This window comes from Neptuniibacter sp. QD34_54 (assembly GCF_047778055.1).
Classification (GTDB): domain Bacteria; phylum Pseudomonadota; class Gammaproteobacteria; order Pseudomonadales; family Balneatricaceae; genus Neptuniibacter.
The window spans coordinates 1186610-1206282 of record NZ_CP180546.1 but is presented as its reverse complement, the minus strand read 5'-3'; the positions used below and the strand labels follow the sequence as shown (position 1 = coordinate 1206282).

23 protein-coding genes are annotated in these 19673 nt (G+C 44.5%); 6 read left to right on the top strand and 17 right to left on the bottom strand.

Annotated elements, in window-relative coordinates:
* The first annotated feature begins 181 nt into the window (after window positions 1–181).
* Entirely contained in the window at window positions 182–595 is a 414-nt protein-coding gene (gene arfB, locus ACMXYP_RS05375) for an alternative ribosome rescue aminoacyl-tRNA hydrolase ArfB (RefSeq protein WP_415883989.1), read from the top strand.
* Window positions 596–776: 181 nt separating this feature from the next.
* Here arfB and ACMXYP_RS05370 read toward each other — a convergent pair whose 3' ends face one another.
* Window positions 777–1310 (bottom strand): YaeQ family protein, encoded by a 534-nt coding sequence (locus tag ACMXYP_RS05370; protein WP_415883988.1) that lies wholly within the window; start codon window positions 1308–1310, stop codon window positions 777–779.
* Window positions 1311–1417: 107 nt separating this feature from the next.
* Between ACMXYP_RS05370 and ACMXYP_RS05365 the strand changes: the two genes are divergently transcribed.
* Entirely contained in the window at window positions 1418–2485 is a 1068-nt protein-coding gene (locus ACMXYP_RS05365; RefSeq protein WP_415883987.1) for a nucleoid-associated protein, read from the top strand.
* 54 nt (window positions 2486–2539) lie between these two features.
* Here the strand turns inward: ACMXYP_RS05365 and ACMXYP_RS05360 are convergent, their stop codons facing one another.
* Complete coding sequence (locus ACMXYP_RS05360; protein WP_415883986.1) at window positions 2540–2905, bottom strand: VOC family protein; 366 nt, start codon at window positions 2903–2905, stop codon at window positions 2540–2542.
* A 209-nt stretch (window positions 2906–3114) separates the two neighbouring features.
* On the opposite strand from ACMXYP_RS05360, the gene ACMXYP_RS05355 reads away from it, so the two are divergent.
* Window positions 3115–3363 (top strand): hypothetical protein, encoded by a 249-nt coding sequence (locus ACMXYP_RS05355; RefSeq protein ID WP_415883985.1) that lies wholly within the window; start codon window positions 3115–3117, stop codon window positions 3361–3363.
* A gap of 15 nt (window positions 3364–3378) precedes the next feature.
* On the opposite strand, the gene ACMXYP_RS05350 is transcribed toward ACMXYP_RS05355, so the two are convergent.
* Entirely contained in the window at window positions 3379–4308 is a 930-nt protein-coding gene (locus ACMXYP_RS05350) for an AEC family transporter (RefSeq protein ID WP_415883984.1), read from the bottom strand.
* 223 nt (window positions 4309–4531) lie between these two features.
* On the opposite strand from ACMXYP_RS05350, the gene ACMXYP_RS05345 reads away from it, so the two are divergent.
* From ACMXYP_RS05345 to ACMXYP_RS05335, 3 genes are all read left to right on the top strand, one after another.
* A complete protein-coding gene (locus ACMXYP_RS05345) occupies window positions 4532–4837 on the top strand; it encodes a hypothetical protein (RefSeq protein WP_415883983.1) in 306 nt (101 codons plus the stop codon).
* 149 nt (window positions 4838–4986) lie between these two features.
* Complete coding sequence (locus ACMXYP_RS05340) at window positions 4987–6189, top strand: EAL and HDOD domain-containing protein (protein ID WP_415883982.1); 1203 nt, start codon at window positions 4987–4989, stop codon at window positions 6187–6189.
* Window positions 6190–6352: 163 nt separating this feature from the next.
* Complete coding sequence (locus tag ACMXYP_RS05335; protein ID WP_415883981.1) at window positions 6353–6751, top strand: hypothetical protein; 399 nt, start codon at window positions 6353–6355, stop codon at window positions 6749–6751.
* Here the strand turns inward: ACMXYP_RS05335 and ACMXYP_RS05330 are convergent.
* From ACMXYP_RS05330 to ACMXYP_RS05265, 14 genes are read right to left on the bottom strand one after another with little or no spacing between them, the layout of a single operon-like run.
* Entirely contained in the window at window positions 6741–8480 is a 1740-nt protein-coding gene (locus tag ACMXYP_RS05330; protein ID WP_415883980.1) for a hydrogenase maturation protein, read from the bottom strand. The genes ACMXYP_RS05335 and ACMXYP_RS05330 overlap by 11 nt on opposite strands.
* Entirely contained in the window at window positions 8480–9526 is a 1047-nt protein-coding gene (hypE, locus tag ACMXYP_RS05325; RefSeq protein WP_415883979.1) for a hydrogenase expression/formation protein HypE, read from the bottom strand. Before hypE ends, ACMXYP_RS05330 begins: the two co-directional genes overlap by 1 nt.
* A gap of 15 nt (window positions 9527–9541) precedes the next feature.
* The gene (gene hypD / locus ACMXYP_RS05320; protein ID WP_415883978.1) at window positions 9542–10699 is read right to left on the bottom strand and encodes a hydrogenase formation protein HypD; all 1158 of its coding nucleotides are present in this window, start codon (window positions 10697–10699) and stop codon (window positions 9542–9544) included.
* Window positions 10696–10944 carry a HypC/HybG/HupF family hydrogenase formation chaperone gene (locus tag ACMXYP_RS05315; RefSeq protein ID WP_415883977.1) on the bottom strand — a complete coding sequence of 83 codons (249 nt, stop codon included), beginning with the start codon at window positions 10942–10944 and terminating at the stop codon, window positions 10696–10698. Before ACMXYP_RS05315 ends, hypD begins: the two co-directional genes overlap by 4 nt.
* Entirely contained in the window at window positions 10935–13436 is a 2502-nt protein-coding gene (gene hypF, locus ACMXYP_RS05310) for a carbamoyltransferase HypF (protein ID WP_415883976.1), read from the bottom strand. Before hypF ends, ACMXYP_RS05315 begins: the two co-directional genes overlap by 10 nt.
* Window positions 13437–13447: 11 nt before the next feature.
* Entirely contained in the window at window positions 13448–14902 is a 1455-nt protein-coding gene (locus ACMXYP_RS05305; RefSeq protein ID WP_415883975.1) for a sigma-54-dependent transcriptional regulator, read from the bottom strand.
* On the bottom strand, window positions 14902–15825 hold the full coding sequence (gene hypB / locus ACMXYP_RS05300) for a hydrogenase nickel incorporation protein HypB (protein WP_415883974.1): 924 nt from the start codon (window positions 15823–15825) through the stop codon (window positions 14902–14904). The genes ACMXYP_RS05305 and hypB overlap by 1 nt, the downstream gene beginning before the upstream one ends.
* The gene (hypA, locus tag ACMXYP_RS05295; RefSeq protein WP_415884644.1) at window positions 15825–16157 is read right to left on the bottom strand and encodes a hydrogenase maturation nickel metallochaperone HypA; all 333 of its coding nucleotides are present in this window, start codon (window positions 16155–16157) and stop codon (window positions 15825–15827) included. Before hypA ends, hypB begins: the two co-directional genes overlap by 1 nt.
* A gap of 11 nt (window positions 16158–16168) precedes the next feature.
* Entirely contained in the window at window positions 16169–17290 is a 1122-nt protein-coding gene (locus ACMXYP_RS05290; protein WP_415883973.1) for a nickel-dependent hydrogenase large subunit, read from the bottom strand.
* An 8-nt stretch (window positions 17291–17298) separates the two neighbouring features.
* Window positions 17299–17835: a [NiFe]-hydrogenase assembly chaperone HybE gene (gene hybE, locus ACMXYP_RS05285; protein WP_415883972.1), complete on the bottom strand. Its 537-nt coding sequence runs from the start codon at window positions 17833–17835 to the stop codon at window positions 17299–17301.
* A gap of 1 nt (window position 17836) precedes the next feature.
* Window positions 17837–18061 carry a rubredoxin gene (locus ACMXYP_RS05280; protein WP_415883971.1) on the bottom strand — a complete coding sequence of 75 codons (225 nt, stop codon included), beginning with the start codon at window positions 18059–18061 and terminating at the stop codon, window positions 17837–17839.
* On the bottom strand, window positions 18058–18927 hold the full coding sequence (locus ACMXYP_RS05275; protein ID WP_415883970.1) for a hydrogenase expression/formation C-terminal domain-containing protein: 870 nt from the start codon (window positions 18925–18927) through the stop codon (window positions 18058–18060). The genes ACMXYP_RS05280 and ACMXYP_RS05275 overlap by 4 nt, the downstream gene beginning before the upstream one ends.
* A gap of 12 nt (window positions 18928–18939) precedes the next feature.
* Window positions 18940–19371: a hypothetical protein gene (locus ACMXYP_RS05270; protein ID WP_415883969.1), complete on the bottom strand. Its 432-nt coding sequence runs from the start codon at window positions 19369–19371 to the stop codon at window positions 18940–18942.
* Window positions 19372–19382: 11 nt separating this feature from the next.
* On the bottom strand, window positions 19383–19670 hold the full coding sequence (locus ACMXYP_RS05265) for a HypC/HybG/HupF family hydrogenase formation chaperone (protein ID WP_415883968.1): 288 nt from the start codon (window positions 19668–19670) through the stop codon (window positions 19383–19385).
* Window positions 19671–19673 lie beyond the last annotated feature (3 nt).

The window sequence follows — 19673 nt, the reverse complement described above, 5'->3', positions numbered from 1 at the left end:
CTGATAATTGAGGATTCAATTAACTGCCTGCAGTGGTTACATTTGGAATCCATGTCCTCCGCCCCCTATTATTTTGAGTGGTATATCAAGAATGGTTCAGGTATGGCGGTTATTCAAACTCTGTCAGAACTTTTTTCTATCTTTTTTTCATTCCTTTTAAGGCTATTGATACAATACATTCATGTTAAAGATAACCAACCGCGTTTTTATCTATCCGCATGAGCTAGAGTTCAATGCTATCCGCGCCCAAGGTAGCGGCGGCCAGAACGTCAATAAAGTCTCTAGTGCGATCCATCTTCGTTTTGATATCAAAAACTCTTCCCTGCCTGAGTTCTACAAAGAGCGTCTACTCGCCTATCGGGATCAACGCATCACCAAAGAAGGTGTGATTGTGATTAAGGCGCAAAATTCCCGCGATCAGGAACGTAACAAGGAAGATGCTAAACAACGACTGTTAGAGCTTATCCAAGCAGCAACCATTGTAGAAAAAGCAAGAAGAGCGACAAAGCCCACACGAAGCTCACAACGTAAACGCGTTGATAAAAAAACTCAGCGCGGGCAGATCAAAAAGAATCGCGGGAAAGTGGATTATTAGTGCTTTTACGCTTCATCGATTTGATAATGCTTTCGATGAGGGTTGCCTTTCTGGACCAATAAAACATAGAACATCACAAAATAGCCTAGTCATCAGAGATGGGCTTTGCGACTTAGCTAAAGCTCCAACGCTCCACCACTAGCCACTAGCCACTAGCCACTAGCCACTAGCCACTGAAATTTTATGAAAGCGCACTAAACTCAACTTCAACTTGGTTATCACCGGCTGCTACGAAGATCTGGTTTTCGCTCAGTGTAATCGTTAATTCCATCGTACGGTCACACAATGCTTCTAGCTGAGTCACTTGTTCAGCATCGAACCGAAATACCTGTGTCTTTGGCAATGCTTTGAGGCCATCGCCGTTTTTGGCCCACCAGATATCTACTTCACTGCCGTAGGCATATAGAATCACCTGTTCTGCTCGACTTACGCCCTTACGCATACGTTCAGGAGATGCTTGTCCCACTTCGATCCAACAACTCACTGAGTTATCAGGACGCACAATCCAAAGATCAGGCTCATCAGCTGTTGATAAGCCTTTGGTGAAATCAAGGTCTTGATCATAGTTCAGCGCGTAAGCAAGGATACGCACCATCATTCGGGTAACCGTTTCTGATGGGTGCAGGGCAACTGTTAGCTTTTCGCTCGTATAAATATCCCGGTTCATATCCACTAAATTAAGGGAAACTTTGTGGATAGTTGGTTTAAGCGCCATGAACTCAGCCTTATTCGTTGGATTGGGGGCATCTTTATACTGCATCTCCTCTGAGTTTTAAATACAATCCTTGCTCTGCTTTTTTGACAACGCTGCTGAGGTCATTCATGGAATTAAAACATCTAGCTATTCGAGAACTAGTTAAAGAATCTGAAGATGCGCCTGCGCGTATTACAGATCGCGGTGGTGTTATTCCTACAACTGAACCGATCGCTAACCAGCTATTCGAAACACTAAATTCTGCATTCAGCCGTCGTTCTAGTCTGACTCACGGCTCGTTCAATCACGAGAATGAAGAGGGCTACCCATTTATCTCAGCTTTCGAAAGCTTTGTTAATGCAGAATGTAACGAACAGAGCTTTGTTGAGTTAACAGAAAAAAGTATGTCTCAGCTAGCAGTTGCTATTAACAACCCATCGGCTCATACCGCTCACGGTGGATATGTACTGTTTGCTATGTATGCCAGTGATCGTTACGAATATATGCTGATCGCGCTCGTACGCGATAAAGCAGGCATTGGTTTTGATAATGACCTTCACCCAACCGAGGTGATGGAGATCAACCTGGACCAGTTGCATCAAGGTGCGCGGATCAACTTAACCACTTACAGAAAAAAGCAGGACAGCTACCTCAGTTTTATTGGCAGTAAAGAGAAAGGAGAAATCACCCATTACTTCTCGACTGCGTTTGGTTGTACCGATGTCACCCCTTCACGCAAATCAACAGGAGAGTTGATTCGTGCAGCACGAGATTTCTGTAACCAAAACAATATGAGTGATCGTAAAGAGGAAGTGGTTGAGGATGTAGTTAGCTACCTTTCTAAGCAACGTACTGAAAAAGAATCCGCTAATCTAAACGACATTGAAAATTTGTTTGATGCATACATCCCACCTGAACAAGCAGAAACAGCAGCAGGCACCTTTGGCACATTTGCCAATAAAGGCCCGTATAATGTTAGCCAGGAATTTCAACCGCATACCAGCACTATCAACCGCTTCGCGAAGCTTAAAGTGAAAGCGGATAACTGGAGTTTAGATTTCAATAAGCGCAGCCTTGGCGATTTAAATGGCAGTAAAGATATCGAATTTGATGAAGATAACGGCCGAATCATTATCAATCGTTTGCCCAGCAAGGTAATCAACCAGCTTCGCGAAGCATTAGAGCAGGACGATTAAACTGCTATTTGATGTAGTGTTTTGTATTTTCCATCTAAGCTGAACTGCAAAACACTACATACTAAAAATTGAAAGAATATTTCCTTCAAGATCCTTAAAGTGCCCTATGGTCCCACCCCAAGGTTGTTTTTCTGGAGGGGCTACAAAATCGATTCCCCTTTGAGTCATCTCCTCATACACCTGTTGAATATCCTGAACTTGCAAAGTTACCCCAACAAAACGCCCTACCAGATCATTAGCATCCTCAGAGTCTGCATCGACCAATTCTAGGGCTATTTTGGCTGCACCTAGTTCAAATTCAGCCCACCCCATATCTTCATCTAGAAACTCGGGTTCTAAACCCAAGGCTTGGGAATAAAAACCAACTGCAGCATTAAATCGAGTGACAAAGATACGCTGTGCATAAAACGCAAATGCCATTAGAGTTATCCCTCCTATCAAACTTAGTAGAGATCCACATCACTCATTGAGTTTAGCCAAGAATCGGTTATTTAAGCTCGAAAAAAGCCATTGCATGAAAATTTGTATGCATATTCCTATACAGACAACGCCTCAACATCAGCAGAAAATAGACAGCCGATAAAGCAATTTAACTGCTCCGAAAAGCAGTCGCAGATGAGGATAATCAGATGATCATCAACGGATATTTATTTGGAATTTCGCATAGAAACAAACATCTTGTTCTACTGAAACTAATGGATTCACTTGCAGAACAAAGCTATGCGATGAAAAGCTTTAAACTAGACGGTGATTACTTAGCAGTTGAGGTCATCGATCTGAAGAATGATCGAAAAGAGCATGTGGTTGAGATAATTAACCAGCCTCAGCAGCCTGAGGAGATCATGTTATTTATTCATGATGTACAACAAGCTGCATAAGCGGAGCCACATGAATTACATCAAAAAGCTTACCCAACAGGACACACTAACCAGTGCAGCCATGGTTGATAGTACGACAGTTAAGGAAGTTTCTTTCTCTTTTACATCATAACGAATTGCCATAACGTGAGCGAGTGCACCTGTTGGCAACGCAGCAAGTATCACGGCAGCTAAAAACCAGTTTTGATCCTCAACGCCCGCTAGTTTGAAAATGACTAACGTGAGCAATGGATGGATAACAAGCTTAACTATCACTAACCAAAACAGCTCAACTTTGCTTTGTTTAAGGGTTTTAAACTCTAAACTCGCACCTAAGCAAAACAGAGCAACAGGCACTGTTGCTGGGGCAAGCAAATCCAAGGTAGAAGCCAGCACATTAGGCAGCTCTATAGCAAAAGCTGAAACCAATACGCCAAAGAATGTAGATAAGAAGATCGGGCTACGCAGCAATGACTTATCTAAAATAGCCAAAAATTGCTTTAACCCCGTTCCTTCTTGGCGCTGACTTTCCATCAAAAACTGCGTACCACCAATCTGGAATACATTTCCCAACAAGATGATACTGATCATCGCTCCATAAGCAGCTTCACCTAGCAAACCAAACACCATCGGAATGCCCATATACGCGTAATTGGAAAAGGTACCATTCAAAGCACGAATGATAAGTACCTCTTTATTACGCTCCGAGAAGAACAGTGCGCACCCCAATGCCGCCGTGAGCGCAGTTGCAACAACAGCGACGAGGAAAGCAAATAGATAAAGGGGCTGGAACAAACTATCCAAAGATAATTTATAGACTGAATTAAACAGCAATGCAGGCACAGCAAAGTAGTACACAAAGGTGTTGAGCGGAGCTAAGGATTGCTCTGCTAAAACGGTACGTTTACCGATATAACCTAAACCTATTAGCAAAAATAGCGTCAGTATTGTTTCTATGCCTGCCATGAGAATTGCTCGTTATAGCCAGAAAATTCAAAGCGCCAATTAGACCAATTCGTCCTCTTAACGTCCAGACATCATTCTGTCATAACCAAACTCTATGTTTAGGAATATATAGTTAAAACATTTTTTGTGCACTGCACAAAAAAGTGTTGACTTGATCAAAAATCAAGCTACAATGAGCCTCATATTGTGCAGTGCAACAAATTAATTTTTAGAGAGAACTATCATGACTAATACTGTTGATTTCCAGAAATCTTTCGATGCCGTTCAGTCTCTGATGAACCTTCAGGCTGCTGCGATCACTAAATCTATCGAACAGCAGAAAAAATCTGGTGAAGAACTAACTTCTTTCTTCCAGGGCGAAGCTGAGAAAGCAAAAGAGCTAAAAACTCCTGAAGAACTAATCAAGTTCAACATGGAAGCTAACAAAGCTCTATTCGAACTTCTAAAAGGTCAAGGCGAAGCTTTCACTGCAATCGCAAACGAAACTCGCGAAGCAGCAATGGCTGAACTTCAGGCGATCACTAAGTAAGTGATAACCTTCTAAAAAAACCGGGCTTATGCCCGGTTTTTTTTTACCTAACGGGCTTAAAACCACTAGTCATACTTGTTAATTCCGCTACTATGTCAGTTAGTTAGTTCGAAACTACTATCTAATTGATTGTTGTACGAGGTGCCTAGGTGTTAGAGCAAACTCTGTTAGCAAGACAACCAATCCTCAACGCCAACTGTGAAACGGTTGGTTATGAACTTCTTTATCGAGATCCAAATGGTTGCCCTCCCGGGGAGCTATTTGATGGCACCGCCGCTACCTGTGAAGTCCTCCTTAACGCGTATACCGGAATTATCCAGAGAGGTGCTCAACGCGTCCTTCCAGCTTTTATGAATATCAATGAGGAACTGCTTTCGGAGGAACTTCCAAGCTTTGCAGCAGATAACGTTGTTTTAGAAATAATAGAAGATGTTCCAATTAATGCTAAAACCATTGAACAGATTCGAGGGCTATCAGAGAAAGGCTTTAAAATTGCCTTAGATGATTTTACTTGGAGCGAAGATTATAAGCCTTTAATGGATGTAGTCGATATTGTAAAAATTGATGTTCTTGAAACCAAAGGGAAAAACCTTTTCCGCACAATGGAACATCTGGCACCTTACAATCTGACTTTGCTTGCAGAAAAGGTGGAAACTCTTAACGAATTCCATCGCTTTAAAAAATTAGGCTTCCAACTATTTCAAGGGTACTTCTTTGCATTTCCTGAACGTATTGAAGGAAAACGCATAAGTGGAAATGAATTAACCATAATCCAATTACTTGCCGAACTAAATAATCCAGATGCAACTCCAGAAGGTCTAGAAGAGATCATTGCCAAAGATCCTCGACTTGCAGTAAAACTTCTGAAGATCGTTAATTCTGCTACCTTCTCTTTACAACGCTCTATCTCAACTCTCAGTGAAGCTGTGGTAATGCTCGGCTTAAATGAATTGAAGCGTTGGGCAGTTATAGTGTCTCTATCAGGTACTTTAGCTGTCCCTGACGAATTATGCCGGGAACTGCTGATTAGATCTAAGATGTGTGAGCATATCGCGCCTCAATACAGTACCGAACCAGGCCTCGCATTTCTCATTGGAATCCTGTCGGGTGCAGATGCTCTTTTCTCTATCCCAATGGAAATCCTGCCTGAACATATTCCATTAAACGACGAAGCCAAAGTGGCGCTGGTAGATCGAAAAGGAAATCTCGGCTTGATGCTGAATGATGTGATTAACTTTACTCGTTATGAGTGGAGCAATCTCTCGGGGCATGTCGATGAGCACACACTGCTGCAAGCTCAATCAGAAGCGATTACTTGGGCCATAGAAAGCCAAAAAGTCGCTACATCTTAAGCACTCAGATCAATGCTATTTCAAATAAACTCTAAACTAACAAAACTCGTAGTTTAGAGCCTTCTAATGCTTAGCTAAAATACAAGTGGTATACAAAGCATCTTATACAAGGTGCTTTACATACCATAAAGCGACTCCTTCCTCTTAAGACAGGATGTCTATTATGAGTATTTTCATTACTAGTTTAGGCGCAACAGATAACGAAATCTGCGCACCTTTTACTCAGGCTATTCTTAATACCCTAGACAACAAAGGCTTTAGTTTTTGTGGCCTTCCAGCTGTTGAAGCCGAAATACTGATCAGCAGCAATCAAGTAAACTTTACGCTTCATACCTGTAAAATTAAAACTCAACCGATTACGTTTAAGTTTGGTGAAGTACATGACTTTACCCGCCAATACCGTATTGAACACAGGGTTAACACGGAAATCCTATCTAAGGTTGAAGACCTACTCTTGGAGCTAGAAGATTTAGCCTCCCACTGCACAGCAAAGAGCCATTGTTCTAATTGTGTAGTGAAAAATCGCGGCCCCAATCCAAATAAACTGGCGTTTAACCACTAACCACCCGATGGCTCGCAAGATAAGCTGGCGTGCGAGCCTTGGGTAGCTTTTCCACAAAGTGGTAGCGAACGACATGGTAGCTAGGGTCAAAACCAAAGAAGTTAAGCTTCATCTGGTTTAGCTCTTCGTCACGGTATTGCTGTAATGGCTTTTGCAGCTCATCTTGTTGACGCTGCAAGTTCTTTAGGGCCAAACGCTGCGCATATTCAACGGATGTAGCCAGATACTTAGCATCAGCCTTAATGCGGTCTAAAAAGCCTTCCCTGCTCTCATTGATACAAGCATCAATTAACCCGCTTTGTTCAGCCTCTGTAGCCGATACCGGTAAGCGATTTTGCATCAATTGCTGCGCTTGTTCATCACCGACTCGTTTAGGTAAGAGGTAGGTCCAATATTCCGAGCCATACAGATTACCCATGGACTTGTAGTGGGGGTTAAGCACAATATTACTGCGGGCCACCACTTGATCAGCGGCTAAAGCTAGAAAGACACCACCGGCTCCAGCATTGCCTTGCATAGCAACCATGGTTAATTGGTTAGGAGAGTTGATGATCTCTAAACAGAGGTCGTTCATCGCATTGATATTGCGCCAGGACTCTTCTGCGGGACTCTCGGCTGCTTCGATCTGGTTTAGGTGAATACCGTTCGACCAAAACTCCTCTCCTCCCATGAGCACCAACACTTTGATTGGCTGGGCTTTTGCGTAGGCCACCGCTTGTTGTAAACGCTTGCATTGATCGCTATCCATAGCGCCATTGTAAAAATCAAAATAGAGATAGCCTACATCGCCTTCTTGGCGGTACCGAATCTCCTGCCACGTTGCACCATTAGGCGTAGTTTCAGGTGCTAATGGCAATTCTGGCACGCGTTGCTCATGAGGTGCTGAAGCAAGCTGCTTCGCTAAAAAGTGAGTCGCAGGCAGTTTAAAGTTGAATTCACTTTCTTCTGGGTTAACGCGTTTTAGATGAGTCACCCACACTGCAGCATCACGGGTTTTCAGACAGATCGCACCGTCTCGAGTAGCGAGGATAGAACCCGCATCAGCCTGCTCTTGCCCTAGCGCTTGTTCTGCATAGGCGTTAAAAAGGTAGTAATCCTGCCCACCGATTCGATCCTGCACACCGGGCGCTGAATCCGCTGCTCTGATCTTTATTAAGATCTCTTGAGTGGAATCGTTTTGCCAATCGATCATGCGATCACATTGTGCCATCAAACAGTTCCACTGACCCAGGATATCAGGCTGATCATAATCCAGTTTTTGCGGCTTGAAATCACCCGATAGAATACGTTCCAGCGTTTGTTTTACTGCAGTCACTGCTGCATCACTAATCTCATTCCGATAAAGGCTGCTTTTGCTCGCCTCTCGCATTGGAAACTCGACTGACGCCCAGATATCGCCTGCATCCATCTCTGCATTAGCTTCTAGGCACGTCACACCCCAAGAGGTTTCTTGATTCAATATGGCCCAGTCAACAGACGAAGGACCTCGATCACCTTTGATACCCGGATGAACGATAATACAGCGATGCTGAGACCAGATAGATTCGGGAATCGCTCGTTTCAAAAACGGTGCAATAATGAGCTCAGGCTTAAACAACTCCACCGCCTGTTCTGCTACTGCATCGTTAATATCAAATTCGATAGAGACGTCGTGACCGTCTCTGCGTAACTCAACAAACAAACGTTGAGTCAGACTATTAAAACTGTGGGTTAGAAATAAGATACGCATTAACAGATCCTCGGTAGCTGTTCACCATTGATCCAATCCACCATACGGTTACCACCAAAGGCAGTCTGCATCTGCACAAAGCTCAATGGATCATCGGTCACTTCACCCACAATCGAGGCCTCTTGTCCTTTAGGGTGTGCCTTCATCACCTCTAACAACTGCTCCGCCTTATCTGCCGGGCAGAAAGCCACCAGCTTACCTTCATTGGCAACAAACAACGGATCTAGTCCTAGGAATTCACAGGCTGCTTGAACTTGTGCTTTCACCGGCAGTTGCGCTTCATAGATTTGCATACCCACTCGGGCCTGCTGAGCGATCTCGTTCAGTGTGGCAGATAGACCTCCACGCGTAGGATCGCGAAGGCAATGGATCTCTGGCACAGCCTCAACCATATCAGCAACAAGGTCATGCAGCGCTTGAGAATCCGATTCAATCGTCGTCTCAAACGTTAGATTTTCACGCAAAGACATAATGGCAACGCCATGATCTCCCAAGGTACCGGACACTAATATTTTATCTCCCGGTTTCACTTGGTTAGCGCCAAAATCCAATCCGCCCTCAATTACGCCAACACCGGTTGTATTGATAAAACAGCCATCGCCTTTGCCCCGCTCAACCACCTTGGTATCACCGGTCACTATAGCAACCCCAACCTCTTCAGCAGCCTTAGCCATCGAATCTACGATGGTCTTCAGATCCGCCAATGGGAAGCCCTCTTCCAAGATAAAACCTGCTGAAAGATATTTAGGCGTTGCGCCGGACATAGCGACATCGTTAACCGTTCCATGAACAGATAACGAGCCTATATCACCACCGGGGAAAAACAGCGGTGAGATCACATGACTATCCGTCGCCATCACTACTTTACCGGCAGGCAAACTAAAACTTGCCTGATCATTCATCTGCTCTAGCCAAGGGTTTGAAAACGCTTGTAGGAACAGCTGATCAATCAACTGGGCCATCGCCTTGCCACCACTACCATGGGCCATCTCTACCTTGCCCTTAACCAGATCGAGCTCTGATGTATAAATCGTTTGTGTACTCATGAAAAACTCTCTAAATCAGGCTGCGGGGTGGGTTTTATCAGATGCGAAGGTATTTTCTTGGTAACGACCGTAGCTGTAATAAGCCGCACAAGCACCTTCACTGGATACCATACAAGACCCTAAAGGGTTCTCTGGTGTACAAGGATCGCCAAACAAAGTGCAATCCCGAGGGGATTTAACGCCGCGTAAGATTGCACCGCATTCACAAGCTTTGTTTTCTCGTGTGCTGCGATACTCAACCGTAAAACGCTTTTCAGCATCAAATTCGGCAAAGGCATCTTTAATACGCAAAGCGCTATAAGGCACAACACCGAGGCCTCTCCATTCAAATGAGCGACGTAGTTCAAAGGTATCTGCCACGATGGATTTCGCTTGAACATTGCCTTCATAAGTCACTGCGCGGGAAAATTCATTCTCAATCTCCGCACGACCATCGTTAACCTGCCTTACTAACATTAAGATCGCCTGCAACACATCCAGCGGCTCAAACCCCGCTATGACCACAGGCTTTTGATACTCTTCGGCAAAATAGTAATAAGGCTGTGAACCAATCACGGTACTTACATGAGCCGGTCCAACAAAACCATCTAAGCGCAGAATGCCCAGTTCTCTAACCTCTGGAGATTCCAATATATTACTGATAGCAGCAGGGGTCAGAACGTGATTACAAAAGACGGTAAAGTTCTTCAAACCAAGCTTTTGTGCCTGTCTAATCACCAAAGCGGTCGGCGGTGTTGTAGTTTCAAAACCTATGGCAAAGAACACTACCTCTCGGTCTGGATTATCTTGCGCAATACGCAGCGCATCCATACAGGAATACACCATCCGTACATCCGCACCCTCCGCTTTAGCTTTTAGCAAACTACGTTTACGCGACCCCGGCACGCGCAGCATATCGCCATAAGAACAGAGAATAACTTTATGAGTAACCGCCAATTCGATAGCTGAATCCAAACGATTAATCGGCAAAACGCACACCGGGCAACCTGGGCCGTGGATCATTTTCACATTGCTAGGTAGCAGATCAGGAATTCCATAACGGAAGATCGCATGGGTATGACCGCCACAAAACTCCATAAAGTGATAATCCCGATCAGGATCGACCTCTTTACTAATCTTGGCTGCAATCTCTTGAGCTAGTGCGCCATCGCGATATTCATCAACATACTTCATTGTGATGCCTCTATCGCTTGTTGCTGCTCAAGTTCGTCTAACTCTGCAAACAACGCTAGGGTTCTCGCAGCTTCTTCTGGATCTATCTTATTAAGCGCATAGCCTACGTGCATGATGACGTAGTCTCCTACGGCCAGATCGGCAATCAGCGCTATATTGATCTCTTTTCTCACCCCACCTATATCTGCAATTGCAGACTCGGTATCAATAATTTCTTCAATACGAACAGGGATGGCTAAACACATAGCGACTCTCTCTCATTGTTCTTGTTCTTGTTCTTGTTCTTGTTCTTGTTCTTGTTCTTGTTCTTGTTCTTGTTCTTGTTCTTGTTCTTGTTCTTGTTCTTGTTCTTGTTCTTGTTCTTGTTCTTGTTCTTGTTCTTGTCGTTCTTATGCATGTTTTGACGAGCCAAGTTAGCTCTTTCTAACGCGATCTGCGCTTGCCCTAGCGATATAGAACCGTCATTACATGGCAGTTTTCGAGCCGTAACGACTTGTAAATCTTGAGCTTCTAACTGCTCGGTAATTCCTTGAAGCAGGAGCTGATTTAAAAAACAGCCTCCCGCTAAGACAACTTTATTGATCCCTTCTTTTACTGCGCTATCAGCCACCCAGCGAGATAACGCTGTAATTAGCTGCTGATGAAACAAGGCTGCACCATACCCTTGATCCTCACAATCAAGCAGACGGGCAAATAATGGCTCTAAATTTAAAGGAGACTGCTTCGTATCAATCAGTAATGATTCGTTCGGCCATGGCTGTAATTTAAGGTAACGATAAGCTGCGGATTCAAGCGCCATGGCTGCTTGCGCCTCGTAGCTATTTTTCTCTTTCAGTCCCAATAAAGCAGCGACAGCATCAAATACACGCCCTGCACTTGTGGTCATTGGCGTATTAATATTTTTCTGTAACAGCTGGCTGATCATTGCAGCCGCTTTGTGATCACCAAAACGTTCTTCAATCTGCTCTGCTCGATCTAACTGAAACAATACACCTGAAGCTACCCGCCATGGCTCTTTTGCTGCACTATCTCCTCCCGGCAGAGGAATTGGGTTCAAACTGGATAGGCGCTGATAATCAGCTTTATGAACCTTAAATAAGTCTCCGCCCCATAGCGTACCGTCATCACCCAAGCCCAAACCATCTAGGGCTAAACCAATGACAGGCTCTTTAATGCCATGCTCTGCTACAACTGCAGCAATATGAGCGTGATGATGCTGTACCTTCAACATAGGGATCTGATGCTGCTTGCTAAAACGTTGCGCAAACCCCGTGCTGTAAAACTCAGAATGCAGGTCAGCAACCACGAGTTCAGGTTTGATGTCCAACATAGCGCTTAATTGCTCGACGGTATGATTGAGCTGGCGGCAACACTCAGGGTTATCAAGATCACCTATATGCTGCGATACGTATGCTCGATTGCCTTTGGTTAAGCAGATCGTATTTTTAAAATATGCGCCAACCGCCAAAACAGAAGGTAACTGCGCATCAGCTTCGAAAGGTAACTTAATATATTGCGGCGACAATCCACGGCCACGCCTAACCAGCTCACCACCTTGTTCAGCAAACATCGACACTACAGAATCATCGCAACGGGTGTGAATATCACGGTCATGCATCAGATAGCCATCAGCTATCCCCTGCAGTTGAGTTAGCGCTTCTGCGTTGTCGATTACTTGAGGGTTGCCACTGCGGTTTGCGCTGGTCATTACCAAGAGTAGATCCTGTTTTTCCGCGAGCCATTGAATTCCGTCTGGGCTGCCTGCAGCTTTGTAAAACAGCAAATAATGTAGAGGCGAATGAGGTAGCATCACACCTAGCCACGCTTGATCAGGTGCTAACTCTTCAGGTAATGAATCAGAGTTTTGTTTTTTTGGTACAAGGCAGATAGGAGCATCCATCGCTTTGAGTCTTTGTACCCGTTGATCCGTTAGCTCAACATAGGACTGCAAAGATCCAGGGTTAGCCGCCATGACTGCTAAAGGCTTTTCATCGCGATGTTTACGCTCTCGTAACCGTCTAACTGCTTCTGGGTTTCGAGCATCGCAAGCTAGATGAAAACCTCCCACACCTTTTATCGCAACTATATTGCCCTGTTGGATCAATTCAATTGTTTGCGCAACTGGATCATCACACTGCAATTGTTGCCCATCGTCAGAATAAAAGCTGAGTTGCGGGCCACATTCATCACATGCAGTAGGCTGGGCATGGAATCGTCTATCCACAGGATCGGTATATTCCGAATCACAACGATGACACAGCTGAAACTTTGCCATGGTGGTATTCGGACGATCATAAGGCAAAGCTGTGATTAGACTGTAGCGGGGGCCGCAGTGAGTACAATTAATAAACGGGTATAGATAGCGGCGATTGTTTGGATCGAACAGCTCACTTAAACAGTCCTGACATACAGCAGCGTCCGGTGTAACAGAAAGATCGAGATCTCCCTGCTCACTCTGAATGATTTTAAACTGGGTCAGACCTGGTTCTACTGCAATAGAGGTAACATTTAGAGATTCTATCTCTGACATCGAAGGTTGCTCAGACGCCAACTGAGAAACAAACTGATCAAGTTGAAGTTTATCGGCTTGAGCAAAGATACTCACTCCTTTTGGGCCATTCGCCACAGATCCGATCACCCCAAAGCGTTGCGCGAGGTTATACACAAAGGGACGAAAACCAACCCCTTGGACCTGACCTCGAATCTCTATATGCAACGCTGAAACTGCCATACTCATGCTCTGATCTTTTAATGGAAATCTTTATTCAGACCATAACGTTCCAGCTTGGAGCGAAGTCCAACTCGGGACAATCCAAGCTCCCTTGAAGCCTGACTTTTATTCCAACGATGACGAATAAGTGTTTCCCTTAGAATTCGTTTTTCCAAGGTTTCGATGCGCTCTTTTAATGTGCCATCCAAGCATGCGAGCACTTCTGTTTCTGCAGTCTCTTCAACTGGAGCCGCTCTCAACACCCGAGGGCTCAATAGATCTGCAGATAACCATTCCTCTTCCGCTAACACCAACATGCGACGAATTTCGTTCTGTAGCTCCCTAACGTTACCCGGCCAGCAATAACGACGCATACAATCTAACGCTTCTTCTGTAAAACCTTTTGCAGGCTTATCAAACTCTTGCACAGACTTGGCTAAAAAGTCCTCAGCAAGCACCGGAATATCCATTGCACGACGTTCTAATGCGGGTAACTCAAGGGTCACTTCAGCTAAGCGGAAGTATAGATCCTGTCGAAATCGGCCCGCTCGAACCTCCTCTTCCAAGTCTCTATTGGTAGAAGCCACTACACGGACATTAACCTTTCTACGCTGGTGTTCGCCTAGGCGACGAACTTCTCGTTCCTGTAGAACACGTAACAATTTCACCTGAAAAGCGGGGCTAATTTCACCGATCTCATCTAGAAAAATCGTGCCGCCATCAGCGCGTTCAAACAAACCAACATGATCTGTAATCGCCCCCGTAAACGAGCCCTTCTTATGACCAAATAACTCAGAAGCTAACAACTCATCCGGCATAGCACCACAGTTTTCCACTACAAAAGGGCGCTCTGCTCGTAAGCTGTTGTAATGAAGCGCGCGAGCAAACAATTCTTTACCTGCACCAGAAGGGCCTGTGACCAATACCGAGACATCATAAGGAGCGATTTTCGCGGCCTGTTCACACAGGTCGTTTAATGGACTCGTCGAATGTCTGCGAATTTCATCCAATTGGTAAGTCTGTTTGAGATGCTGTTTTTTCTCTTTAACATTTTGCTCTACTTGAGAAGCGGAGTGACGCATCTCCATCGACAGTAGTTCATTTTCATTCTGTAATTCATACAGACGACAAGCTCCACGAAGAATAAGCAGAAGGTTGTCTGGGTGCCAAGGTTTAGTGATGTACTGCAAGATTCCGGCTTCATTTAAGCCTTTAATGATATCTTCAGAATCAGTGTAACCGGATAGGATTAGTCGTGCCGTTTGCGGCCAACGCTCACGAACCTCAGTTAAAAACTCTACACCGGTCTTCCCTGGCATACGCTGATCACAGAGAATGGCATGAAATGTATGTTGCTCTAGCAGATGAAACGCCTGATCCGCACCTGTCGCTGTCAGAACATCAAATTCTTCATCTAAGGTACGCTCTAAAGTTTCTAAAGAACGTACCTCATCATCTACACACAATATTAAGGGTCGTTTTCGAGTCGGCATTAGAGAAGGGCCTCAAACTGCTGGATTTCAGACTTTAGCTGATCAATCCGTGTTTGAATCATCCCTTTTCGGTTTTGCTCTAACCAGTCCTGCCACTCCTGCATTCCTTCACCGGATTTAGCGGATAGCTTCAATACCTTAATGTCTGGATTTACTTGACGAGCAAATTCAATACATTTATCCACATCAAAATCTAAATGAGGCAGCAGATCCGTCTTATTTAGAATCATAATATCTGCAGCATGGAACATATCTGGATACTTGAGTGGTTTATCTTCACCCTCGGTCACAGACAAAATAGCAATCTTATGCGCTTCACCAAGATCAAATGCTGCTGGGCAAACAAGGTTGCCGACATTCTCTATAAATAGAAAGCCACCTTGAAGGTCGTCCAAGTTATCTAAAGCATGACCCACCATATGAGCATCTAAATGGCAGCCTTTACCCGTATTTACCTGTACTGCCGGTACGCCTGTTTCTCGAATACGATCAGCATCATTTGCCGTTTGCTGATCACCTTCAATCACTGCTACTTTACGCGATTCTTTTAAGCGATTGATGGTTTCGGTTAAAAGTGTAGTTTTACCTGACCCCGGACTAGAGACTAGGTTTAATACAAACAGGCTTTGCGCTTCAAAACGGGCGCGATTGATCTGAGCGTAACGATCGTTCTTACCTAAAATATCCTGCTCGATCTGTACCATTCGGCTTTGGCTCATACCCGCCACATGGGCATGAGCAGGACCTTTACCAAAATGCAGATCCTCACCTTGTTTCTCTATAACATTGTCATCATGCCCGTGATGATGCGTATGCTCGCTATGAGAATGATCATGATGAGCGCCCTCGTGATGAGAATGCGCATGTGTATGCTGACCTTCGATCTTTACATTACCTTCACCGCAACCGCAAACCGTACACATTATTCCACCTCCAACTCTTTAATTCGCATCTCGTCCCCTTGGACGACCTGAAGTTGGTAGCTGCCGCACTCCGGACAGCTGTCATAGCGTTGACTAATTGGAACGTTTTTCAAGCACTGCATACAGAATGCCTCACCGGGTATCTTTATTATTTTTAGTTCAGCTCCCTCAGCTAGGGTGCTGCGCGTTACCGCTTCAAAGCAAAACGTTAACGCTTCTGTTTCTATCATTGATAATGGGCCAAGCTCCAGCCAAACAGTTTTAACTCGATCATACTGTTGTTCTTTGGCTTGATCTTCCAGCACTTGGACAATGCCTTCTGCAATCGACATCTCATGCACGATTAATTGACCTCAACTTCATAAGCGACACAAGGATCTACTGATAATATTAGTTTACCCACTAAATCCGCTGCTTTATCTTCAGGGACCTTTACCCCTTCTAACATACTGACAAGAGTTCCTTGTGGATGAAAATTCCACTCCGTTGGCGCAATAATCCGATACTGACTGATCTGCTCATCACCATTGGGATTTATCGTCATGGTCACTCGATGAATCAGAGCCCCTCTTGCCGCTTCCACCCAAGCGAAACCAGGCTTATCAGATCTAATCAACTCTTCATCATCTACTTGTAGCAGTCGATGAGGCATCGCTTTTAACTCTAACAACAATGCCAAAAACCTCTGAGCAATGGGATTAATCGTAAGTAGGTTCGATTCTTTAATCATCGAACGCTTACAATTTCGTGTCCAGATGCTAGTTTCGAAACAACCACCTTCACCTTGAGGTAAGGCACAGAAACTTTGGCCTCTCAGGCTTAGTTGCCAATCCAAATAGTCACTCGACAGATCCATTTCAGGGCAAGCTGGTCCTAAGCTAATGCCATCATATTTATCACTCAGATCTGCAACCGCTTTTCCGATCGGGTGCGTCTGGCTTTGCACATAGACAGCTTCTTTAAACTGCAATTCATCAGGCCCGGTAATATTTTTCAACATTCCTTCAAGCTCACTGATAAAACGCGGTAGCGGAAAACGCTTTTCCGGAACACTGGGATTTATCTGCAAACACCAAGCAAGCTGTGTTCTAAAGTCTGCAAACCAATTTAAGAGTTCAGGTAAATTCAGCAGATTAGCGCTATCTAGCCAATCGCGCCCTAAACGTAAACCAAGCTCTTTGGTAGTCTCAGCAAGAAGTAGCAGTTTTCTTGCTTGTAATACTTGCAAATCTGGTAGCCTTCCTTGAGCAGACTCAATCGCCATCAACGCAGCGATGGTCTGAGCACAACTACAAAGGCTGTAAAGTAATGGAACCCTCTGTATAACTTCATCGGGACTTTTGCCTTCCAGTAAACGCGTTAATTCTGTCGGGCGCGAGGATTGCACATTTACCTTTCGGATATAACCATCAAGATAATCCACCCCGACATTGATCTTACCAGCAAGATTTATGCTCGCGTCCATAAAATCACCTAACGCTCATCAGTTAAGGCAGCTGTAATAAATTTACGCCGACTTAAGCCATCTTTAGTTTTGTGGTTATCAGCAGTAGCCTTCAGTGCTTTCTCTTCCCGCTCTCTTTGTTGAGTTTCTTTAGCTAATTGCAGATCTGTCTTACCACAATTTTCAACTTCTAACACAGCCTTCAGAACTTCTTTCGCTGTTAAAACTGCAGTTTCTTGATCTTCAAACTCAAACATTGGAGAAAACAATGAGCAGCTACCATAAGCTCCTAATACTTCACTTCCAGCATACAAAAATTCATAGCTACCCGAAGGTAGTAATACTATCTTTTTGCTCCCCACTTGAGCCTGATCATATTCTGTATTTTCTTCAGAGAGCAGAATCAGGTTCATACACCAAGGGGTGATCAGTACAGCTAACTTACTCGCTTCTGAAACAGCACCTTCAACAACTTCAACTTGCAAAGCGGGGTTATAAAACTCCAGCTCTGCCATCGTGATCGCGACCTGTTCGTAATTCGCTTTTAGCTGTTGAAAGAAATTCACTTTATCCTTCCACGACCATAAATTGATCTTTTTCGCCATCACATTCGGGGCAGCGCCAATGATCTGGCAGTTGGCTAAAAGGCGTTCCAGCAGGGATTTGCCATACATTATCCCCTTCCGCAGGGTCGTAAACATGCCAGCAAATTTTGCACTCTAAACGTGCATCATTGTCTATGCGATCGCTATCACCTAAATAACTGCCTTCAAAACCTTGATAGCTCGTCATACCAGAACCTCACGAATCTCGATCAAGCGTTCATAAGAATCATTTAGATCTTCTGGCGCTGCACAAGCTACTAGAGGGATATCAGTGATCTCTAACGTATCTAAAATCAGTTGATCTGTACTATTGAAATACTGCACTCGCCATAAACCATCAACCTGAGTTGAGGTAATACGACAGTTCCCATAACCTCGAGATAGAATTGTAACTGGCCCTTGTCCTACCACTTGATCCAGATAGGTATGATCCTGGGGCGAGAATGGCAGAAGTGATAGATTGATAACATGTGGCGCTTCAGGTTTTTCAGTTTGCATACTGTAGACTGTCGAAGCCTCACCAATCTCAATTAGTACAGATGGAGCATTCAACACACCTTCTGGAATCTGCAACTGCTCAGTATTCAAAGGCTGACCTGATTGAAAAGCTTGCTCACGGCTGACACCTGGCACATCAGCAACTTCAATAGATTCACGTACAACATCGCCGTTTTTATCGAATTCCCTTAAGCGCCATACACCTGCTAAAACGGTTTCTTGCGCTTTAACTTCGGTCTCACCCGATAAGGTCAAACTTACTTCACCTTCACCCAGAATCTGGTTTATCAGATCTAAATCAGGCTCGGGGAGCGCTGATAGCAACATTACGGGAGGTTCATTACCAATACGATAAGTTTTAAGGTGATGTTGCAGTTGCTCTAATACAGCCAGTGCTTGAGGGCACTCAGAGGCCTGCTCGGGTTCAGGCAGGATGGGAATATCATAACTATCCATTTCCGAAGGCATTTTCATATAGTCCAAAACCATTTCGCCTTCATCTTGGCTACCCGGCCCCATTGGAACATTTACTAGAGGGATACCATTGTTTTCCATATTACTCACCTTTTACTGACCACAAGCGGATTGAACAGGGTTAACCACCACTGGTATGCCAATACCTGGATCGCGACGAGGTTCTAAGGCTAGAATACTCGGGATTTCTGCAAGATAGATATCCCAATCTTGAACCTTACTGATCGTCCCTAAATAACGCCCTTCTTTTAAAAACACTAATGAAGGCCATACGGTAAAGTTGTAACGCCCTTGCACCTTTTTTTCATATTCAGGTGCCACAATCGCTGGTGATAATTTGGGGAATCGCTTTACCAATTCAGGCAATATCACAGCTACATCATTACTTTCTGGAAAACGATGAGCCTGCTCTGTACAAAACAAAACGGTGAATTCTTGATCTTTAATGAAGCTATTGAAGTTATCTTCGTTCAGAAGCGGGTAGCCCTTTTCTTCAATCAACTGTTCTATCAGTGGAGAAGTCATATCCAGCTCTCTTAGTTATTATTCTGAAGATGCGGTGGCAACTGCGGCGGCTGTTCAATCAAATCAGAAAACAACCGATCAACATCGGCAGCATCACCTTGCATGATGGATTGAACTGCAATGAGTGCATTTCGAACTTCGGCTGCTCGCTGCTCGCTCAATACTTCTCTAGCAGCACCAAGGAAAACCAAAACCCAAGTTCCAGTAGGCTGTTCACCTAATAGAGATAGATCGACTCTCTCAATCTGATCCCCATTTTCACACTCCGCCGATAATCCATCACAGCATACAATTCTCATTGG